The sequence below is a fragment of the Nonomuraea sp. NPDC049625 genome, assembly GCF_040675285.1.
In the GTDB taxonomy this organism is placed as follows: Bacteria; Actinomycetota; Actinomycetes; order Streptosporangiales; family Streptosporangiaceae; genus Nonomuraea; species Nonomuraea angiospora_A.
Window position 1 is genome coordinate 660,446 of record NZ_JBFAOQ010000004.1, and the last position, 12,897, is coordinate 673,342.

13 protein-coding genes are annotated in these 12,897 nt (G+C 72.3%); 7 read left to right on the top strand and 6 right to left on the bottom strand.

All coding sequences use genetic code 11. From position 1 onward, the window contains the following. Genes AB0J87_RS21360 through AB0J87_RS21375 form a run of 4 tightly spaced genes read left to right on the top strand, consistent with a single transcriptional unit; the run spans position 1 to position 4,144 of the window. Positions 1 to 1,203 carry a heterodisulfide reductase-related iron-sulfur binding cluster gene (locus tag AB0J87_RS21360; RefSeq protein ID WP_363967524.1) on the top strand — a complete coding sequence of 401 codons (1,203 nt, stop codon included), beginning with the start codon at positions 1 to 3 and terminating at the stop codon, positions 1,201 to 1,203. Further along, positions 1,200 to 1,952 carry an IclR family transcriptional regulator gene (locus tag AB0J87_RS21365; RefSeq protein WP_363967526.1) on the top strand — a complete coding sequence of 251 codons (753 nt, stop codon included), beginning with the start codon at positions 1,200 to 1,202 and terminating at the stop codon, positions 1,950 to 1,952. Before AB0J87_RS21360 ends, AB0J87_RS21365 begins: the two co-directional genes overlap by 4 nt. A 19-nt stretch (positions 1,953 to 1,971) precedes the next feature. Beyond that, positions 1,972 to 2,184 carry a DUF2277 domain-containing protein gene (locus tag AB0J87_RS21370; RefSeq protein ID WP_350724864.1) on the top strand — a complete coding sequence of 71 codons (213 nt, stop codon included), beginning with the start codon at positions 1,972 to 1,974 and terminating at the stop codon, positions 2,182 to 2,184. A gap of 58 nt (positions 2,185 to 2,242) precedes the next feature. Continuing rightward, positions 2,243 to 4,144, top strand: coding sequence for a hypothetical protein (locus AB0J87_RS21375; protein ID WP_363967528.1), 1,902 nt, complete (start codon positions 2,243 to 2,245; stop codon positions 4,142 to 4,144). 1 nt (position 4,145) lies between these two features. Here AB0J87_RS21375 and AB0J87_RS21380 read toward each other — a convergent pair whose 3' ends face one another. After that, entirely contained in the window at positions 4,146 to 5,132 is a 987-nt protein-coding gene (locus AB0J87_RS21380) for a helix-turn-helix domain-containing protein (RefSeq protein WP_363967530.1), read from the bottom strand. A 176-nt stretch (positions 5,133 to 5,308) separates the two neighbouring features. On the opposite strand from AB0J87_RS21380, the gene AB0J87_RS21385 reads away from it, so the two are divergent. Together AB0J87_RS21385 and AB0J87_RS21390 are read left to right on the top strand one after the other, a co-directional pair. Continuing rightward, entirely contained in the window at positions 5,309 to 5,989 is a 681-nt protein-coding gene (locus AB0J87_RS21385; RefSeq protein ID WP_350724858.1) for an HNH endonuclease family protein, read from the top strand. Between the two features lie 42 nt (positions 5,990 to 6,031). After that, entirely contained in the window at positions 6,032 to 6,820 is a 789-nt protein-coding gene (locus tag AB0J87_RS21390) for an endonuclease/exonuclease/phosphatase family protein (protein WP_355201750.1), read from the top strand. A gap of 55 nt (positions 6,821 to 6,875) precedes the next feature. Here AB0J87_RS21390 and AB0J87_RS21395 read toward each other — a convergent pair whose 3' ends face one another. From AB0J87_RS21395 to AB0J87_RS21405, 3 genes are read right to left on the bottom strand one after another with little or no spacing between them, the layout of a single operon-like run. Next, positions 6,876 to 7,211, bottom strand: coding sequence for a PepSY domain-containing protein (locus AB0J87_RS21395; RefSeq protein ID WP_363967532.1), 336 nt, complete (start codon positions 7,209 to 7,211; stop codon positions 6,876 to 6,878). A gap of 35 nt (positions 7,212 to 7,246) precedes the next feature. Further along, positions 7,247 to 8,485 (bottom strand): HAMP domain-containing sensor histidine kinase, encoded by a 1,239-nt coding sequence (locus tag AB0J87_RS21400; protein ID WP_363967534.1) that lies wholly within the window; start codon positions 8,483 to 8,485, stop codon positions 7,247 to 7,249. 40 nt (positions 8,486 to 8,525) lie between these two features. Then, a complete protein-coding gene (locus AB0J87_RS21405) occupies positions 8,526 to 9,206 on the bottom strand; it encodes a response regulator transcription factor (protein ID WP_350724850.1) in 681 nt (226 codons plus the stop codon). A gap of 94 nt (positions 9,207 to 9,300) precedes the next feature. Between AB0J87_RS21405 and AB0J87_RS21410 the strand changes: the two genes are divergently transcribed. Next, positions 9,301 to 9,744: a hypothetical protein gene (locus AB0J87_RS21410; protein WP_363967536.1), complete on the top strand. Its 444-nt coding sequence runs from the start codon at positions 9,301 to 9,303 to the stop codon at positions 9,742 to 9,744. A gap of 9 nt (positions 9,745 to 9,753) precedes the next feature. On the opposite strand, the gene AB0J87_RS21415 is transcribed toward AB0J87_RS21410, so the two are convergent. After that, positions 9,754 to 10,512, bottom strand: a complete 759-nt coding sequence (locus AB0J87_RS21415; RefSeq protein ID WP_363967538.1) for a glucose 1-dehydrogenase — start codon at positions 10,510 to 10,512, stop codon at positions 9,754 to 9,756. Between the two features lie 95 nt (positions 10,513 to 10,607). Next, positions 10,608 to 12,884 (bottom strand): tetratricopeptide repeat protein, encoded by a 2,277-nt coding sequence (locus AB0J87_RS21420; RefSeq protein WP_363967540.1) that lies wholly within the window; start codon positions 12,882 to 12,884, stop codon positions 10,608 to 10,610. Positions 12,885 to 12,897: the final 13 nt, after the last annotated feature.

Consider the following 12,897-nt stretch of genomic DNA (forward strand, 5'->3'; position numbering starts at 1 on the left):
ATGGACCCCGAGCTGATCAACGACTGCGTGCACTGCGGGTTCTGCCTCCCCACGTGCCCGACGTACGTGCTGTGGGGCGAGGAGATGGACTCGCCGCGCGGACGCATCCACCTGATGAAGCAGCACGTCGAGGGCACCCCGGTCACCCCGGAGATGGCCGGGCACTTCGACGCCTGCCTGGGGTGCATGGCGTGCGTCACGGCCTGCCCGTCCGGGGTCCGGTACGACCGCCTGATCGAGCAGACCAGGGCCGAGGTGGAGCGCACGCACGCGCGGGATCCGCAGGAGCGGGCCGTGCGCGGGATGGTGTTCAGCCTGTTCCCCTATCCGCGTCGGCTCCGGCTGCTGCGGCCGGGGATGTGGCTGGCCGAACGCATGGCGCCGTTCCTCGCCAGGGCCAATCCGAGCCTCGGCGCCATGGCCGCGCTCGCGCCGCGCGTCGAGCACCGGCAGCGGATGCCGCGCGTCGTCAGGGCCAGGGGCGAGCGCCGGGCCGTGGTGGGCATGCTCACCGGATGCGTGCAGGGCGAGTTCTTCCCCCAGGTGAACGCGGCCACCGCCCGGGTGCTCTCCCTGGAGGGCTGCGACGTGGTCATCCCGCGCGGTCAGGGCTGCTGCGGGGCGCTCAGCGTGCACTCCGGGCGCGAGGACCAGGCCAGGCGGCTGGCGCGCCGCACGGTCAGGACGTTCGAGCGGGCCGGGGTGGACACCGTCGTGGTGAACGCGGCCGGCTGCGGCTCGTCGATGAAGGAGTACGGCGAGCTGCTCGGGCGCGAGCCGGGGTTCAGGGTGGTCGATCTGTCGGAGTACCTCGCCGAGCTGGGGCCCGTGGCCAAGCGGCACCCGCTGCCGCTCACCGTCGCCTACCACGACGCCTGCCACCTGGCCCACGCCCAGGGCGTGCGCGCCCAGCCGCGCGAGTTGCTGGGCGGCATCCCCGGCCTGGTGGTCCGCGAGATCCCCGAGTCGGCCATCTGCTGCGGGTCGGCGGGCACGTACAACATCTTCCAGCCGGAGGCCGCCCGCGACCTCGGCGACAGGAAGGCCGGCGCGGTCGCCACGACCGGCGCCGAGCTGCTGGTCTCGGCCAACCCCGGCTGCACGATGCAGATCGCCGCGGCCATGCGGCGCGCCGGCTCGGACATCAGGGTGGCCCACACGGCCGAGGTGCTCGACGCGTCGCTGCGCGGGGTCGCCCTATGAGCGTCCAGTCGGTGGAGCGGGCGCTGGACGTGCTGGAGGCGCTGGCCGAGCACGGGGGTGAGGCGGGCCTGTCGGAGATCGCCGCCAGGACCGGCCTGCCGTACGGGACCATCCACCGGCTGCTGCGCACCCTGCTCGCCCGCGGCTACGTGCGCCAGGAATCCGACAAGAGGTACGCCCTGGGCGGCGGCCTCGTGCGGCTGGGCGGCATCGCCGAGAGCATGGTGGGCGTGTGGGCGCAGCCCTACCTGACCAAGATGGTCGAGCTGTCCGGCGAGACCGCCAACCTGGCCGTGCTCGAAGGCGACTTCGTCGTCTACGTGGCGCAGGTGCCCTCGCCGCGCAGGCTGCGGATGTTCGCCGAGGTGGGCCGGCGGGTGCTGCCGCACAGCACGGCCGTGGGCAAGGCGCTGCTGGCCGGGCGGCCCGCGGCCGAGGCGGTGGCCGTCTTCGAGCGCACCGGCATGCCCCGCCGCACCCCCAACACGATCACCGACCTGACGGCCATGCTGACCGAGCTCGAGCTCGTCAGGGCGCAGGGTTACGCCATGGACCTGGGCGAGGAGGAGCTCGGCGTGCACTGCCTGGCCGTGCCCGTGTGGGACGGCGAGCGGGTGGTGGCCGCGATGTCGGTCTCCGGGCCCGCCGAGCGGATCGACGCGATCGACCGCGACGACCTGGCCGAGGGCATGCGCAAGATCGCGCTCGACTTCGGCAACGAGCTCGGCCCGGCGGTCGACGCACGCTGAACGAAGTTACGGTTAGGGCATGTGTAGAAGCATCAAAACCCTGCGCCCCCCGTTCACCGAGAGCGTCACCGAGGAGGACGTGCGGGCGGCGGCGTTGCAGTACGTCAGGAAGATCTCCGGCTTCCGCGCGCCCGCCGCGCACAACGCCGAGGCGTTCGAGCGGGCGGTGGAGACGATCACCAAGGCGTCGGAGGAGTTGCTCGGAGCTCTCCAAGTTCGCGGATCGCGTTGACAGGCACCCGCGGTCGGTGAAGTGTTCCCTCGTGTAGGCCCCGAGCGAGGGAGCGCCCATGATCAGCGGGCTGTACCAGGGACAGGACGGCGACTCGCAGCTGGCGCTCCGGGTCGACGTCGACGGGGCCAGGCCTACCGGGCGGGTGAGCGGCGACCTGTTCACCGTGGCGGGCGCGACGACCTCCTACGCGGGCTCGTTCGTGGTCCACGCGCCCACCGTGCAGGAGTCCCGGATCCAGGGGCGCGGGGTCTTCACGTTCGACACTCCGGTGAAGGACGTGAGCGTCACGATCGCCGACGGGTCGGGCACGGCCGAGGTCGCGGGGCGCACGTACCAGGTGGCCTTCGCCTCTCCGTACTTCCGCAGCGTGCTGCTGGAGCAGGACTCCGTGATCGGGACCGTGCCGTTCGTGTCGTACCAGACCGGCACGCTGCCGGGGCCGGGCGGCTCGCCGGTCAGGGAGCTGAGCGTGCCGGCGGCGTACGCGGAGGCGGGCATCGAGCTGACCCTCGCCCAGCCGGGGGTGATCCCGGTGGACGGGTCGGGCGCGGACCTGGCGTGGGACGACGCCGAGCTGCATCACGCGATGACGCAGCAGTTCAGCGGGTTCGGCGACGCGCCGGCCTGGCGCGTGTGGCTGCTGGTGGCCAGCAAGCACGTGGGCGGCTACCGGGGGATCATGTTCGACTACAACGACGCGCACCAGCGGCAGGGGTCCGCGGTGTTCTACGACGTGATCAAGGGGGCCACGCCGCAGGCGCAGCGGGCGCAGCTGCGTACGTACGTGCACGAGCTCGGGCACGCCTTCAACCTGCTGCACTCCTGGCAGAAGAACCTCGGCACCCCGCCCCAGCCCCTGGGCCCCGACGGCGGCTTCGGCGATCTGTCGTGGATGAACTACGTGCAGAACTACCGCCCGGGCGGCGAGCCAGGCTACTGGGCCGCCTTCCCGTTCCACTTCACGGACCCGGAGCTGATCCACCTGCGCCACGGCTTCTACCGCGACGTGGCCATGGGCGCGAACGCGTTCGGCACCGGCGCCGCCGAGATCGCGCCGTTCGAGCAGCCCGTCGAGGACCGTTCCGGGCTGCGGCTGGAGCTGCGCGCCAAGGAGTCGTTCGAGCTGGGCGAGCCCGTCGTGGTCGAGTTCAAGCTGTCCTGCGCCGGCGAGCCCCGCGTCACGCACGGCCATCTGCACCCCGACACCGAGTTCACCCAGGTGTCGATCACGCAGCCGGGCGGCAGGACCGTGCTGTACCGGCCGATGATGCGGCACTGCGTGGACACCTCGCCGGAGATCCGGCTGGACGAGGGCAACCCGGCCATGTACCGCAGCGCGTACATCGGGCACGGCCGCGACGGACACTACTTCCAGCAGCCCGGCGAATACCACGTGCGCGCCCAGTACATCGCCGCGGACGGCTCCCGCATCGTCTCCCCCGCGTGCCTGGTCAGGGTGCGCTTCCCGGTCAGCCGCGACGACCACCAGGTGGCCGAGCTGATGCTGGGCGAGGAGCAGGGGCAGCTGTTCTCGCTGCTCGGCTCCGACTCGCCCGCGCTGCGCTCGGGCAACGAGGCCCTGGACGAGGTCATCGACCGGTACGGCGCCCACCCGCTGGCCGTCTACGCCCGCATGGTCAAGGGGCTGAACGCCGAGCGCGAGTTCAAGGCGGTGACGGCGGGCAAGCGGCTGCGCGTCCGGCCGCCGGATCCCAAGCAGGGCATCGAGCACCTCAGCCAGGTCGCCCGCGACGCGAGCATCGACAACATCACCCTGAACCTGGTGATGCGCCGCCTGGCCAGGGCCGAGGCGCGGCAGGGGGACCTGGACCGGGCGAACGCGGTGATGGACCAGATGGTCGCCACGTTCCAGGCCAAGGGAGTGAACCCCGTCGTCCTGGGGCAGATCCAGCGCCAGGCGGAGCTGACGAAGACAGCTCTGAGCGCGGAGGCCTAGATCATTCGAGCAGGCGGTGCTGGGCGGCGAGGAAGCCCGCGTGGAAGCGGGTCCTGGCGTCCAGGCGCTCGCACAGCATCTGGACCCGGCGCTGCACCGTACGCGGGCTGAGCCCCAGCTGCCGGGCGATGGCGTCGTCCTTCATCCCGGCCGCCAGCAGCGCCAGCACCTCCGTGTCGGGGGTGCGCGGCCACACCTCGGGCTCCAGGCCGTCCGTGGCGGTCAGGCGGAGCGGCACGGCGGCCCGCCACAGCGTCTCGAACAGCCCCACCAGAGCGTCCAGCAGCGCGGACGGGTGCACCACGAGCGCGCTCTCCACGGCCTGGTCCTCGTCGGAGACCAGGGGCAGGATGGCCGTGCGGGCGTCGGCGATGGCCAGCTTGACCGGCACCTGCCCGAGCCTGGCCTGCTCGCCGTCGGCGATGGCTCGCCGCGTGTGGGCCAGCATGCCGGGGTGCTCGAACGCCTGCGGACCGTAGATGCCGCGGATGGGCGCCCCCTGCCGGGCCGCCCGCCTGCGGTTCTCCCGGTCGTCGCTGACATCCACCGCGTACGGCGGATGCACCAGCACGAGCATCTCCCGCGTGGCGTTGCGCTCCAGCTGGAGATAGCGGCGGGCCACGGCGTCGCGCCCGCTCACCACCTCCAGCACCTCCTCCGGGTGCGGCCCGTTGCGCTCGGCGACCTCGGTGGCCAGCAGCGCGGCGGCGGCCCTGCTGTGCGCGATCTCCTCCTGGCGGCGCGCGACGAGGATGTCGATGGCGACGTTCGGCGGAGTGGCGATCAGCCGCAGCGGCCGGCCGGCCACGCGGGAGATGAGGCCTAGGTCCTCCAGCCTGGGCAGCATGCGGCGAATGGCCGCGGCGGACGAGCCGGTCTCGGCGGCGAGTTGGCTCAGCGTCGCCGGTCCGTGCCTGAGCAGCGCGCGGTAGGCGGTCTCCTCGGCGACGGTGACGCCGAGTCCCTCCAGCAAGCGCCGCTGCGCCATGTCCCCTCTTTCCGACATGCCATGATCCACGTTCAGATTAAGGCAGCCTTGCCCGGAGGTGCACAGGGCCCTATCCACGGCAAAACGGTGAAGCGGCACCCTGGACGCGTGATAGAGCCTTTTATGGGCACTTGACCTAGACTTTACGAAGGTTCGGCGAAGTCTGGGGAGTGGGCGTGGGGCGGCGGGTTCGGGCGTTCATGGCCGGTGCGGCCACGGTGGCGGTGCTGGCAGGCTGTGGCGGGCTGCAGGGGCAGTCCTCGGCCGGCACCGACAAGGGGGGCAAGTCCGACTCGGTGTCCGTCTCGGACGCCCGCAAGAAGCTCGCCAAGTTAACCGTCAAAGGCCGCGCTCCGAAGACCGGGTTCGACCGGGACAAGTTCGGCCCGGCGTGGTCGGACGTCGACCACAACGGCTGCGACACCCGTAACGACATACTCAAGCGGGACCTGGTGGACGAGAAGTTCAAGGCCGGGACCCACGACTGCATCGTGCTGAGCGGCACGCTGCACGACCCGTACAGCGGCAAGACGATCAACTTCAAGCGCGGCCAGGACACCAGCACCGCCGTCCAGATCGACCACGTGATCCCGCTGTCGGACGCCTGGCAGAAGGGCGCGCAGCAGTGGGCGGCGGACAAGCGCAAGGAGTTCGCCAACGACCCGCTGAACCTCATGGCCGTCGACGGCCCGCTCAACGGCCAGAAGAGCGACTCCGACGCCGCCACCTGGCTGCCGCCGGTCAAGTCGTACCGGTGCACCTACATCGCCCGCCAGATCGACGTGAAGACGAAGTACGCCGTCTGGGTGACGTCGGCGGAGAAGGACGCCATGGAGAGCATCCTGTCGAGCTGCTGAAGATCTATACGAACAGTCACGCGGTCCGTAAGATCCGACGGCATGCATGCGACAAAACGGATCAAAGTGATGATGGCCGCGGCGGTCACGGTGCTCGCCTCCACCGCCCTGCCCGTCCCGGCGCACGCCACGACGAACCTCGTGGTCCTCGACTGGAACGTCGCGGGCGACACCGCCGACATGAAGGCCATCGCCGCAGTGATCCGCGGCAGCGGCGCGAACATCGTGACCGTGCAGGAGATCCATCGCAAGCCGGAGGCCGACCAGGTCAAGCAGTTAGCCGACGAGCTCGGCTGGGACATCACGGCCAACGCCCACTTCGGCGCGGGCGACAACCCCGGCCCCTGCGACGATCCGCAGCCCGGCAAGGCGGGCAACGCGATCCTGTCCTCGTTCAAGATCCTCGAGCGCGTGACGATCCCGATCAGCGACTTCGAGACCTGCCCGGTCAACCGCTCCATGGCCGGGGCCAAGCTCGACCTCGGCGGCGGCTCGACGATCACGGTGTTCACCACCCACCTGTCCCCCGGACTGTCGGCCACCTCGGTGGCCCGCCGCGAGGCCCAGGCGGACAAGGTGCGTAATTACCTCGCCAACCGGTCCCCGCTGATCCTCACCGGCGACTTCAACGCGCCGCCCACGGACGCGCTGTCGAAGAAGTTCGTGAGCGCGGGGTGGGTGGACACCGGCGCCAGGTACGCCAACCAGCCGACCCACGGGGACGCCCGCATCGACTACATCTACACCAAGGGCGTCACCACCACGAGCGGCTCCGTCCTGTCGAGCACCCTGTCCGACCACCGTCCGGTCGTCATGAAGATGACCCGCTGACGGCCGGAAGGCCCACCGCCGCGCGCGGTGGGCCGGTGGCCGTGGGGGGATGCCGTCAGTCGTCGTCGTGGTCGTCGTGGCCGTGGTCGTCGTCCCTGTCCGTCTGGTGCTTGATGACCTTGCCGGTGGCCGCGTCCACGTCCAGTTCGTGCCGTTCCGTACCCTTGGTCAGCTCGACCTCCCACGCGTCGGGCCGCGTACCCCTGCGCTGGTAGTCGATCTCGCTGACCCAGGCCCCGGCCACCTCCCTGTGCGCGATCTCCATGGCCTGCTCGGCCGTGACCTTGGGTGCGGCGGCCGTGGACGTGGTGGCGGCGAAGGCGACGCCCCCGCCCGCGACCAGCGTGACGATCCCGGCACCGACGACGATGAACTTCTTCGTGATCTGCATGACTCCACGAAATCGCGATCGCCGATAATCGCGCGCTAAGCACCGGTTAAGACCATCTCCACCCGCGCGCCGCCCCCTTCTGGCGTGGAGACGGCCAGGTGGCCGCCCGAGGACTCGGCGGTACGGCGGGCAATGTCGAGGCCGAGGCCGGTCGAACCGCCCCCGCTGTTGCCCCGTTCCAGCAGCTCCGGGTCGAAGCCCGGCCCCGAGTCCTCGACCGCCAGCACGGCCCCCGACGGGTGCGGCGTGAGCCGTACCGCCATGGAGGCCCCTTCCGGGGTGTGCGCGAAGACATTGCCGAGCAGGGCGTCCACGCAGGCCGCGAGCTCCTCGGCGCTCACCGCGACGGGCAGCGGCCCGTCGGGCAGCGAGATCGACACCTCGCGGCACTGGTCCTCCGCCAGCACCGACCAGAACCGCACCCGCTCCCCGACCACCGCCGCCGCGTCGCAGGACGCGCGCCCGGCCGAGCGGCGCCGCGCGTCCGTGATGACGGCGCTCACCGCCCGTTCCAGGGCGTCCACGCGGGCCTGCAGCCGCGCCGCCTCCTCCGGGTCCCGCAGCGACTCGGCGTCCAGCCTGAGGCCGGTCAAAGGGGTACGCAACCGGTGCGACAGGTCGGCCACCGACTCCCGCTCCGCCACCAGCAGCTCGTCGATCCGCCCCGCCAGATGGTTGAGCGCCAGCGCCACCGAACGCACCTCAGGAGGCCCGCCCGGCTCCGCCCGAGCCGTCAGGTCGCCCCCGGCCAGCCGGTGCGAGACCCGGGCCAGCCCGTCCACCGGCCGCGTGACGGCCAGCGCCAGCCGGTCCGCCAGCACGATCCCCAGCACCACCAGGACGATCCCCAGCACGAGCAGCCCGAGCCACGCCTCGCGCACGCCCTTCGCCAGCTCCGCGTCCGGCACGAACACCCTGATCACCGCCGTCCCCCCGGACGACTGCGCGGAGACCAGCACCTCCCTGCCGCCGGAGGTCACGGCGGTGACGCTGCGCCCGGTCGCGGCCAGGCGTACCGCGTCGGTACGGGCCGCCGCCGCGCCCACCGAGCGCCCGCCCGGCAGGAACACCGTCACCGGACGCGGCACCTGCGCCATCGCCAGCTCCAGGTCGGGCGTGCCCACCGCGACCGCCACGGACTCCGCCGCGGCGGTCGCCCTGCCCATCGCGCCGTTCTCGGCCACGGCCCGGATGAGCAGCGCCATCGGCACCAGCAACGCGATCAGCACGAGGGACGTCGTGGCCGCCACCAGCAACGCCAGCCACCGCCTCACGCCCGCCCCCTCCACGCCTCTGCGGCCGCCGTCATCTGCGTCATGACGGCTCGACCAGCTTGACGCCGACCCCGCGCACGGTGTGCAGGTAGCGGGGCTCCGCGGCCGTCTCGCCCAGCTTCCTGCGCAGCCACGACAGGTGCACGTCCACGGTCTTGTCCGCGCCCCCGTACGGCAGCTGCCACACCTCCGTCAGCAGCTCCCGCTTCGTCACCACCTCGCCGGGCCGCGCGGCCAGATAGTGCAGCACGTCGAACTCGCGCGGCGTCAGATCCAGCGCCGTCCCGCCGAGCGTGGCCGTACGCGCCCGCGGGTCCACCCGCAACGCCCCCACCGCCAACGCCGGCTCCGGCGCCGACCCCCCGGCCCGCCGCAGAACGGCCCGCACCCGCGCGTCGAGCTGGGCCGCGCTGTACGGCTTGACCACGTAGTCGTCGGCCCCCGCGTCCAGCACCGGCACCATCTCGGCGTCCCCGTCACGCGCGGTCGCCACGATGACCGGCACCCTGCTGACCGCCCGCAACATCCGCAGCAGCTCCACCCCGTCCAGATCCGGCAGGCCCAGGTCGAGCACGATCAGGTCGGGACGGTCCTGCACGGCCAGCCGCAGCCCGTCCAGCGCCGTCGGGGACGAGGAGACGGCGTGACCGAGCTCGCGCAGGCCGCGGCTGAGCGCCGTACGGATCGCCACGTCGTCCTCGATGAGCAGGATGTCAGCCATATACAAGAACGTAGACGGTCGATGACGATGCCCCGAGCAGCCTTAGCACCGCCTTAACCTGGCGTTAGCCGTACATGGGGGATGGTTGTCGACCATGAAGAGACTCGTGCTGGCCTGGGCCGCCACCGCCGTCGCCGCGACCGGCGCGGCCGTGGCGGTGCTCACCCTGCTCGGCACCGGCCTCACCGGCGACTCCGGCCACGTGCTCAGCCCGGCCGAGGTCCGCGCCGCCCTGAACACCGCCACCCAGCGCGCCACCGGCACCCCGGCCGGCGAGGCCACCCCGACGGCGGGGACGCCGCAGCAGACGGCCCAGGGCAAGCTGATCCGCACCGCGGGCGGCACCGTGATCGCCTCGTGCGAGGGCGACCTGGTCACGCTGCGCTCGTGGAGCCCGGCCCAGAACTACTCGGTGGACCAGGTCGAGCCGGGGCCCGCCCGCAAGGCCAAGGTGGAGTTCGAGCCGGAGGAGGGGGCGGAGGTCGAGCTCAAGATCGAGTGCTCGGCCGGCCGGCCGGTGACCAGCTTCGGCTCGTAGCCGCCCGCGTCAGGTGAGCAGCACTCCGCCGTCCACCGGAAGCGTCACCCCGGTGATGTACGAGGCCGCGTCGCCGGCCAGGAAGACCGCCGCGGCCACCAGTTCCGCCGGATCGCCCGGCCGCTTCATCACCACCCTGGACTCGACGACCGCCTCCACGTAGCCGGGCTTGAACTGCTCGGTCATCTCCGAATGGAAGAACCCCGGCTCCAGGCAGTTGACCCGGATGCCGCGCCGGCCGGTCCACTGCTGCGCGAGGTCCCTGGTGAGGCCGATGATCGCCGCCTTCGAGGCGCTGTAGGCGGCCTGGGGCAGCCCGGCCGTGGTCTCGCCGAGGATGCTGCCGATGTTCACGATCGACGAGCCGGGCCGCATCACGCGTGCGCATGCCTGGGCCATCCAGTACGTGCCGAGCAGGTTGACGTCGATGACCTGCCGGAACTCCTCGGGCGTCTCCCGCAGCGCGGGCACGGCGGTGCCGATGCCGGCGTTGTTGATCAGCACGTCCACGGCGCCCATGGCGTCAACGGCGGCGGCCACCAGCGCGTCGCAGTCCTCCGGGCGCGCCACGTCCGTCTGCACGGCCAGGCACCGGCGGCCGGTCTCCTCGACCAGCCGCTGCGTCTCCTCCAGGCGGTCGGCACGCCGGGCTCCGATCACGACGTCGGCGCCGGCCTCCGCGAGACCGCGGGCGAACGCGACACCCAGCCCCGAGGACGCGCCGGTGACGATGGCCACCTTGCCGTCGAGCGCGAACCGCTCCAGCACGTCACATCCCGCCTTCCCGCTCACCTACACGCGCCACTTCCCGGGAAAGGGCACCACGCGCGGGTGATGCCCTTCCGTGGTCCGGGACGCAGCCGTCAGAGGCCGTATTCCTTGACGATCCGCTCGTGCCGCTCGACCTCGACGTCGATCTCGCGGGCCAGGTCGAGCCAGGCCAGCGGGTGCACCCACCGCTCCGTGGCGTCGTCGAGCAGCGCGTCGACCTCGGAGGCCGACACGTTCGGCGGGACCGCGACCCAGCCGAACACCCCGGGCAGCGCCTCGCCCGAGCTCGGGTGGGTGATGGTGTAGTTCTCGTCGCTGTAGACCCACATGGGCCAGCCGCGCTCGGCCATGACCTCGGTGAACTCCGCCCAGTCCTCCTCGCTCGGCGCGGCGCCGTCGAAGAAGTAGCTGGTGTAGCCGCCGGGCCGCAGGATGCGCACCGCGGCGAACGGCGGCACGAAGTTCTGCTGCTCCTGCGGGTCGTCGGGCACCGGCTCCAGGAGCTGCGGGTCGAAGACGACCAGGTCGCCGGCGTTGTAGTCCATGCCGCGCGGCTGGGGCAGGGCGAGCCGGGCCGTGGCGGGGCCGGTGCGGATGGACAGCACCTGGCGCTGGCCTCCGTCGGGCGCGGGGAGGATGAGCCGGATGAGGCCCATCTCCTCCTCGATCGGGCCCTCCTTGGACTTGATCGGCATGCCGATCTTGGCCGCGCCCTTGCGTACGGTGTCCCAGTCCTCCGCCGAGGTGGCCATGACGATCATGCGCCAGACGTCCTCGTCGACAAGCTCGTCGATCACCTCCAGCAGCACCTCCGCGGCCCTGGAGTTGGCGTCGAGCTGCTGGGCGGCGCCGGACAGCAGGCGGCGGGCCTCGATCCCGGCGCCGGCCGCGACGGCGTGCTCGGCGGCCTCCACCGTCTCCTCCCAGCGCTCGCGGGCGCTGTGCAGCCGGGCCAGCGTGAGGTGCTGGGCGGCGTGCGGCAGCATCGCGGCCATCTGCTCCAGCCGCTCGTCCTGGCGGGCCTCGACGAGCAGCGTGGTCAGGTAGGCCACGTCGTCGGAGTCGGCGCCGGCGATGTCGCCGGTGTCGACCAGCATCTTCCAGTAGATGTCGGCGCCGGTGGCGGGGTAGCCGAGGAAGCCGAGCGTGGTGGTGTGGCGGCGGGTGGCCTCCAGGTCCTCCCCGGACAGCGGCGCCAGCCAGCCGACCCACCGCTCCGGGTCGGCGTTGAAGCCGTCGGCGGCGTCGAAGAGGCCGACGCGCTCGCCGAGCGGGCCCGGGGCCTCGGGCTCGGAGGTGGCGTCGGCGGCGGCCCGCAGAGCGGCGACCCGGTCGGCGACACCCTCGGTCTCGCGCAGCTCGGCGGCGGCGGACTCGGTCAGGTCGGCCAGCAGCCTGGCCTGCCACACACCCTGCCTGGCGATGGCCAGGTCGCCGGCGACCAGCGCGAGCTCGACGCGGGCGCGGTAGCCGCCCATCATGCCGAAGTAGTCGATCCACTGGCGCAGCACGCGGCCGAGCTGCCAGGTGTTGGTGATCTGGGACGAGCCGGCCAGCTTGCTGACCGCCTGCGACCACTCCACGAACACGCGCGGGTGCTCGCCGACCACGTCGAGGTCGGGCAGCGCGTCCACGGCCTCGGCGGTGCGGCCGAGCGTGGCGAGGATCAGGGCCCGGCGCACGCCGTCGCGGTGCTCCTTGGCCACCGGGTCGTCGGCCTGGAACTCGGCCGCGGCCTGCAGCGCGTTGAGGGCGTCCTCGGCGCGGCCCGCGGCGAGCAGCGCGCGGGCGCTCTCGGCGCCGAGCTCCCAGCTGGCCTCGCGGCCCGCGACCCGCAGCCGCTCGACGGCGGACTCGGCGTAGGTCACGGCCTCGCCCGCCTTGCCGGCGTCGATGAGCGCGGCGACGTATTCGGTGACCAGGCCCGTGAAGGCGGGCTTCTCCGGGCTCATGCCCTCGATGTGCGCCCCCAGCGCCTCCAGGCGCTCGCTCGCGTAGCCGGGGCCGTCGGTGTTGGCCCAGGCGATGGCGAGGGCCTCGACGGCCGCCGGGGCGGCCGGGCAGTCGCGTACGTCTTCGCGCTGGGCGAACGCCAGCAGCTGCTGCGCGTCGTCCACGGCGACCGCGCCCTGGGCCCGGTCGCCGATGCGGCCGATCAGATGCCAGTAGCGGGCGTAGAACTCGAGCCAGGGCAGCTCAAGGGCCTCGGCCTGCTGCGCGATGGCCGGGGCCATGACGTCGAGCTGCGGATATCGGCCCTCATAGGCCTGTGCGGGGAGGTCTCCCAGCGCCATGGCGAGGCCAACGTTGCCCGCCTCGGAAAGCTGCTGCTGGGTTTCGCCGACCCAGGCCCAGATGTCCACGTCCATGGGGAGCCAGTCT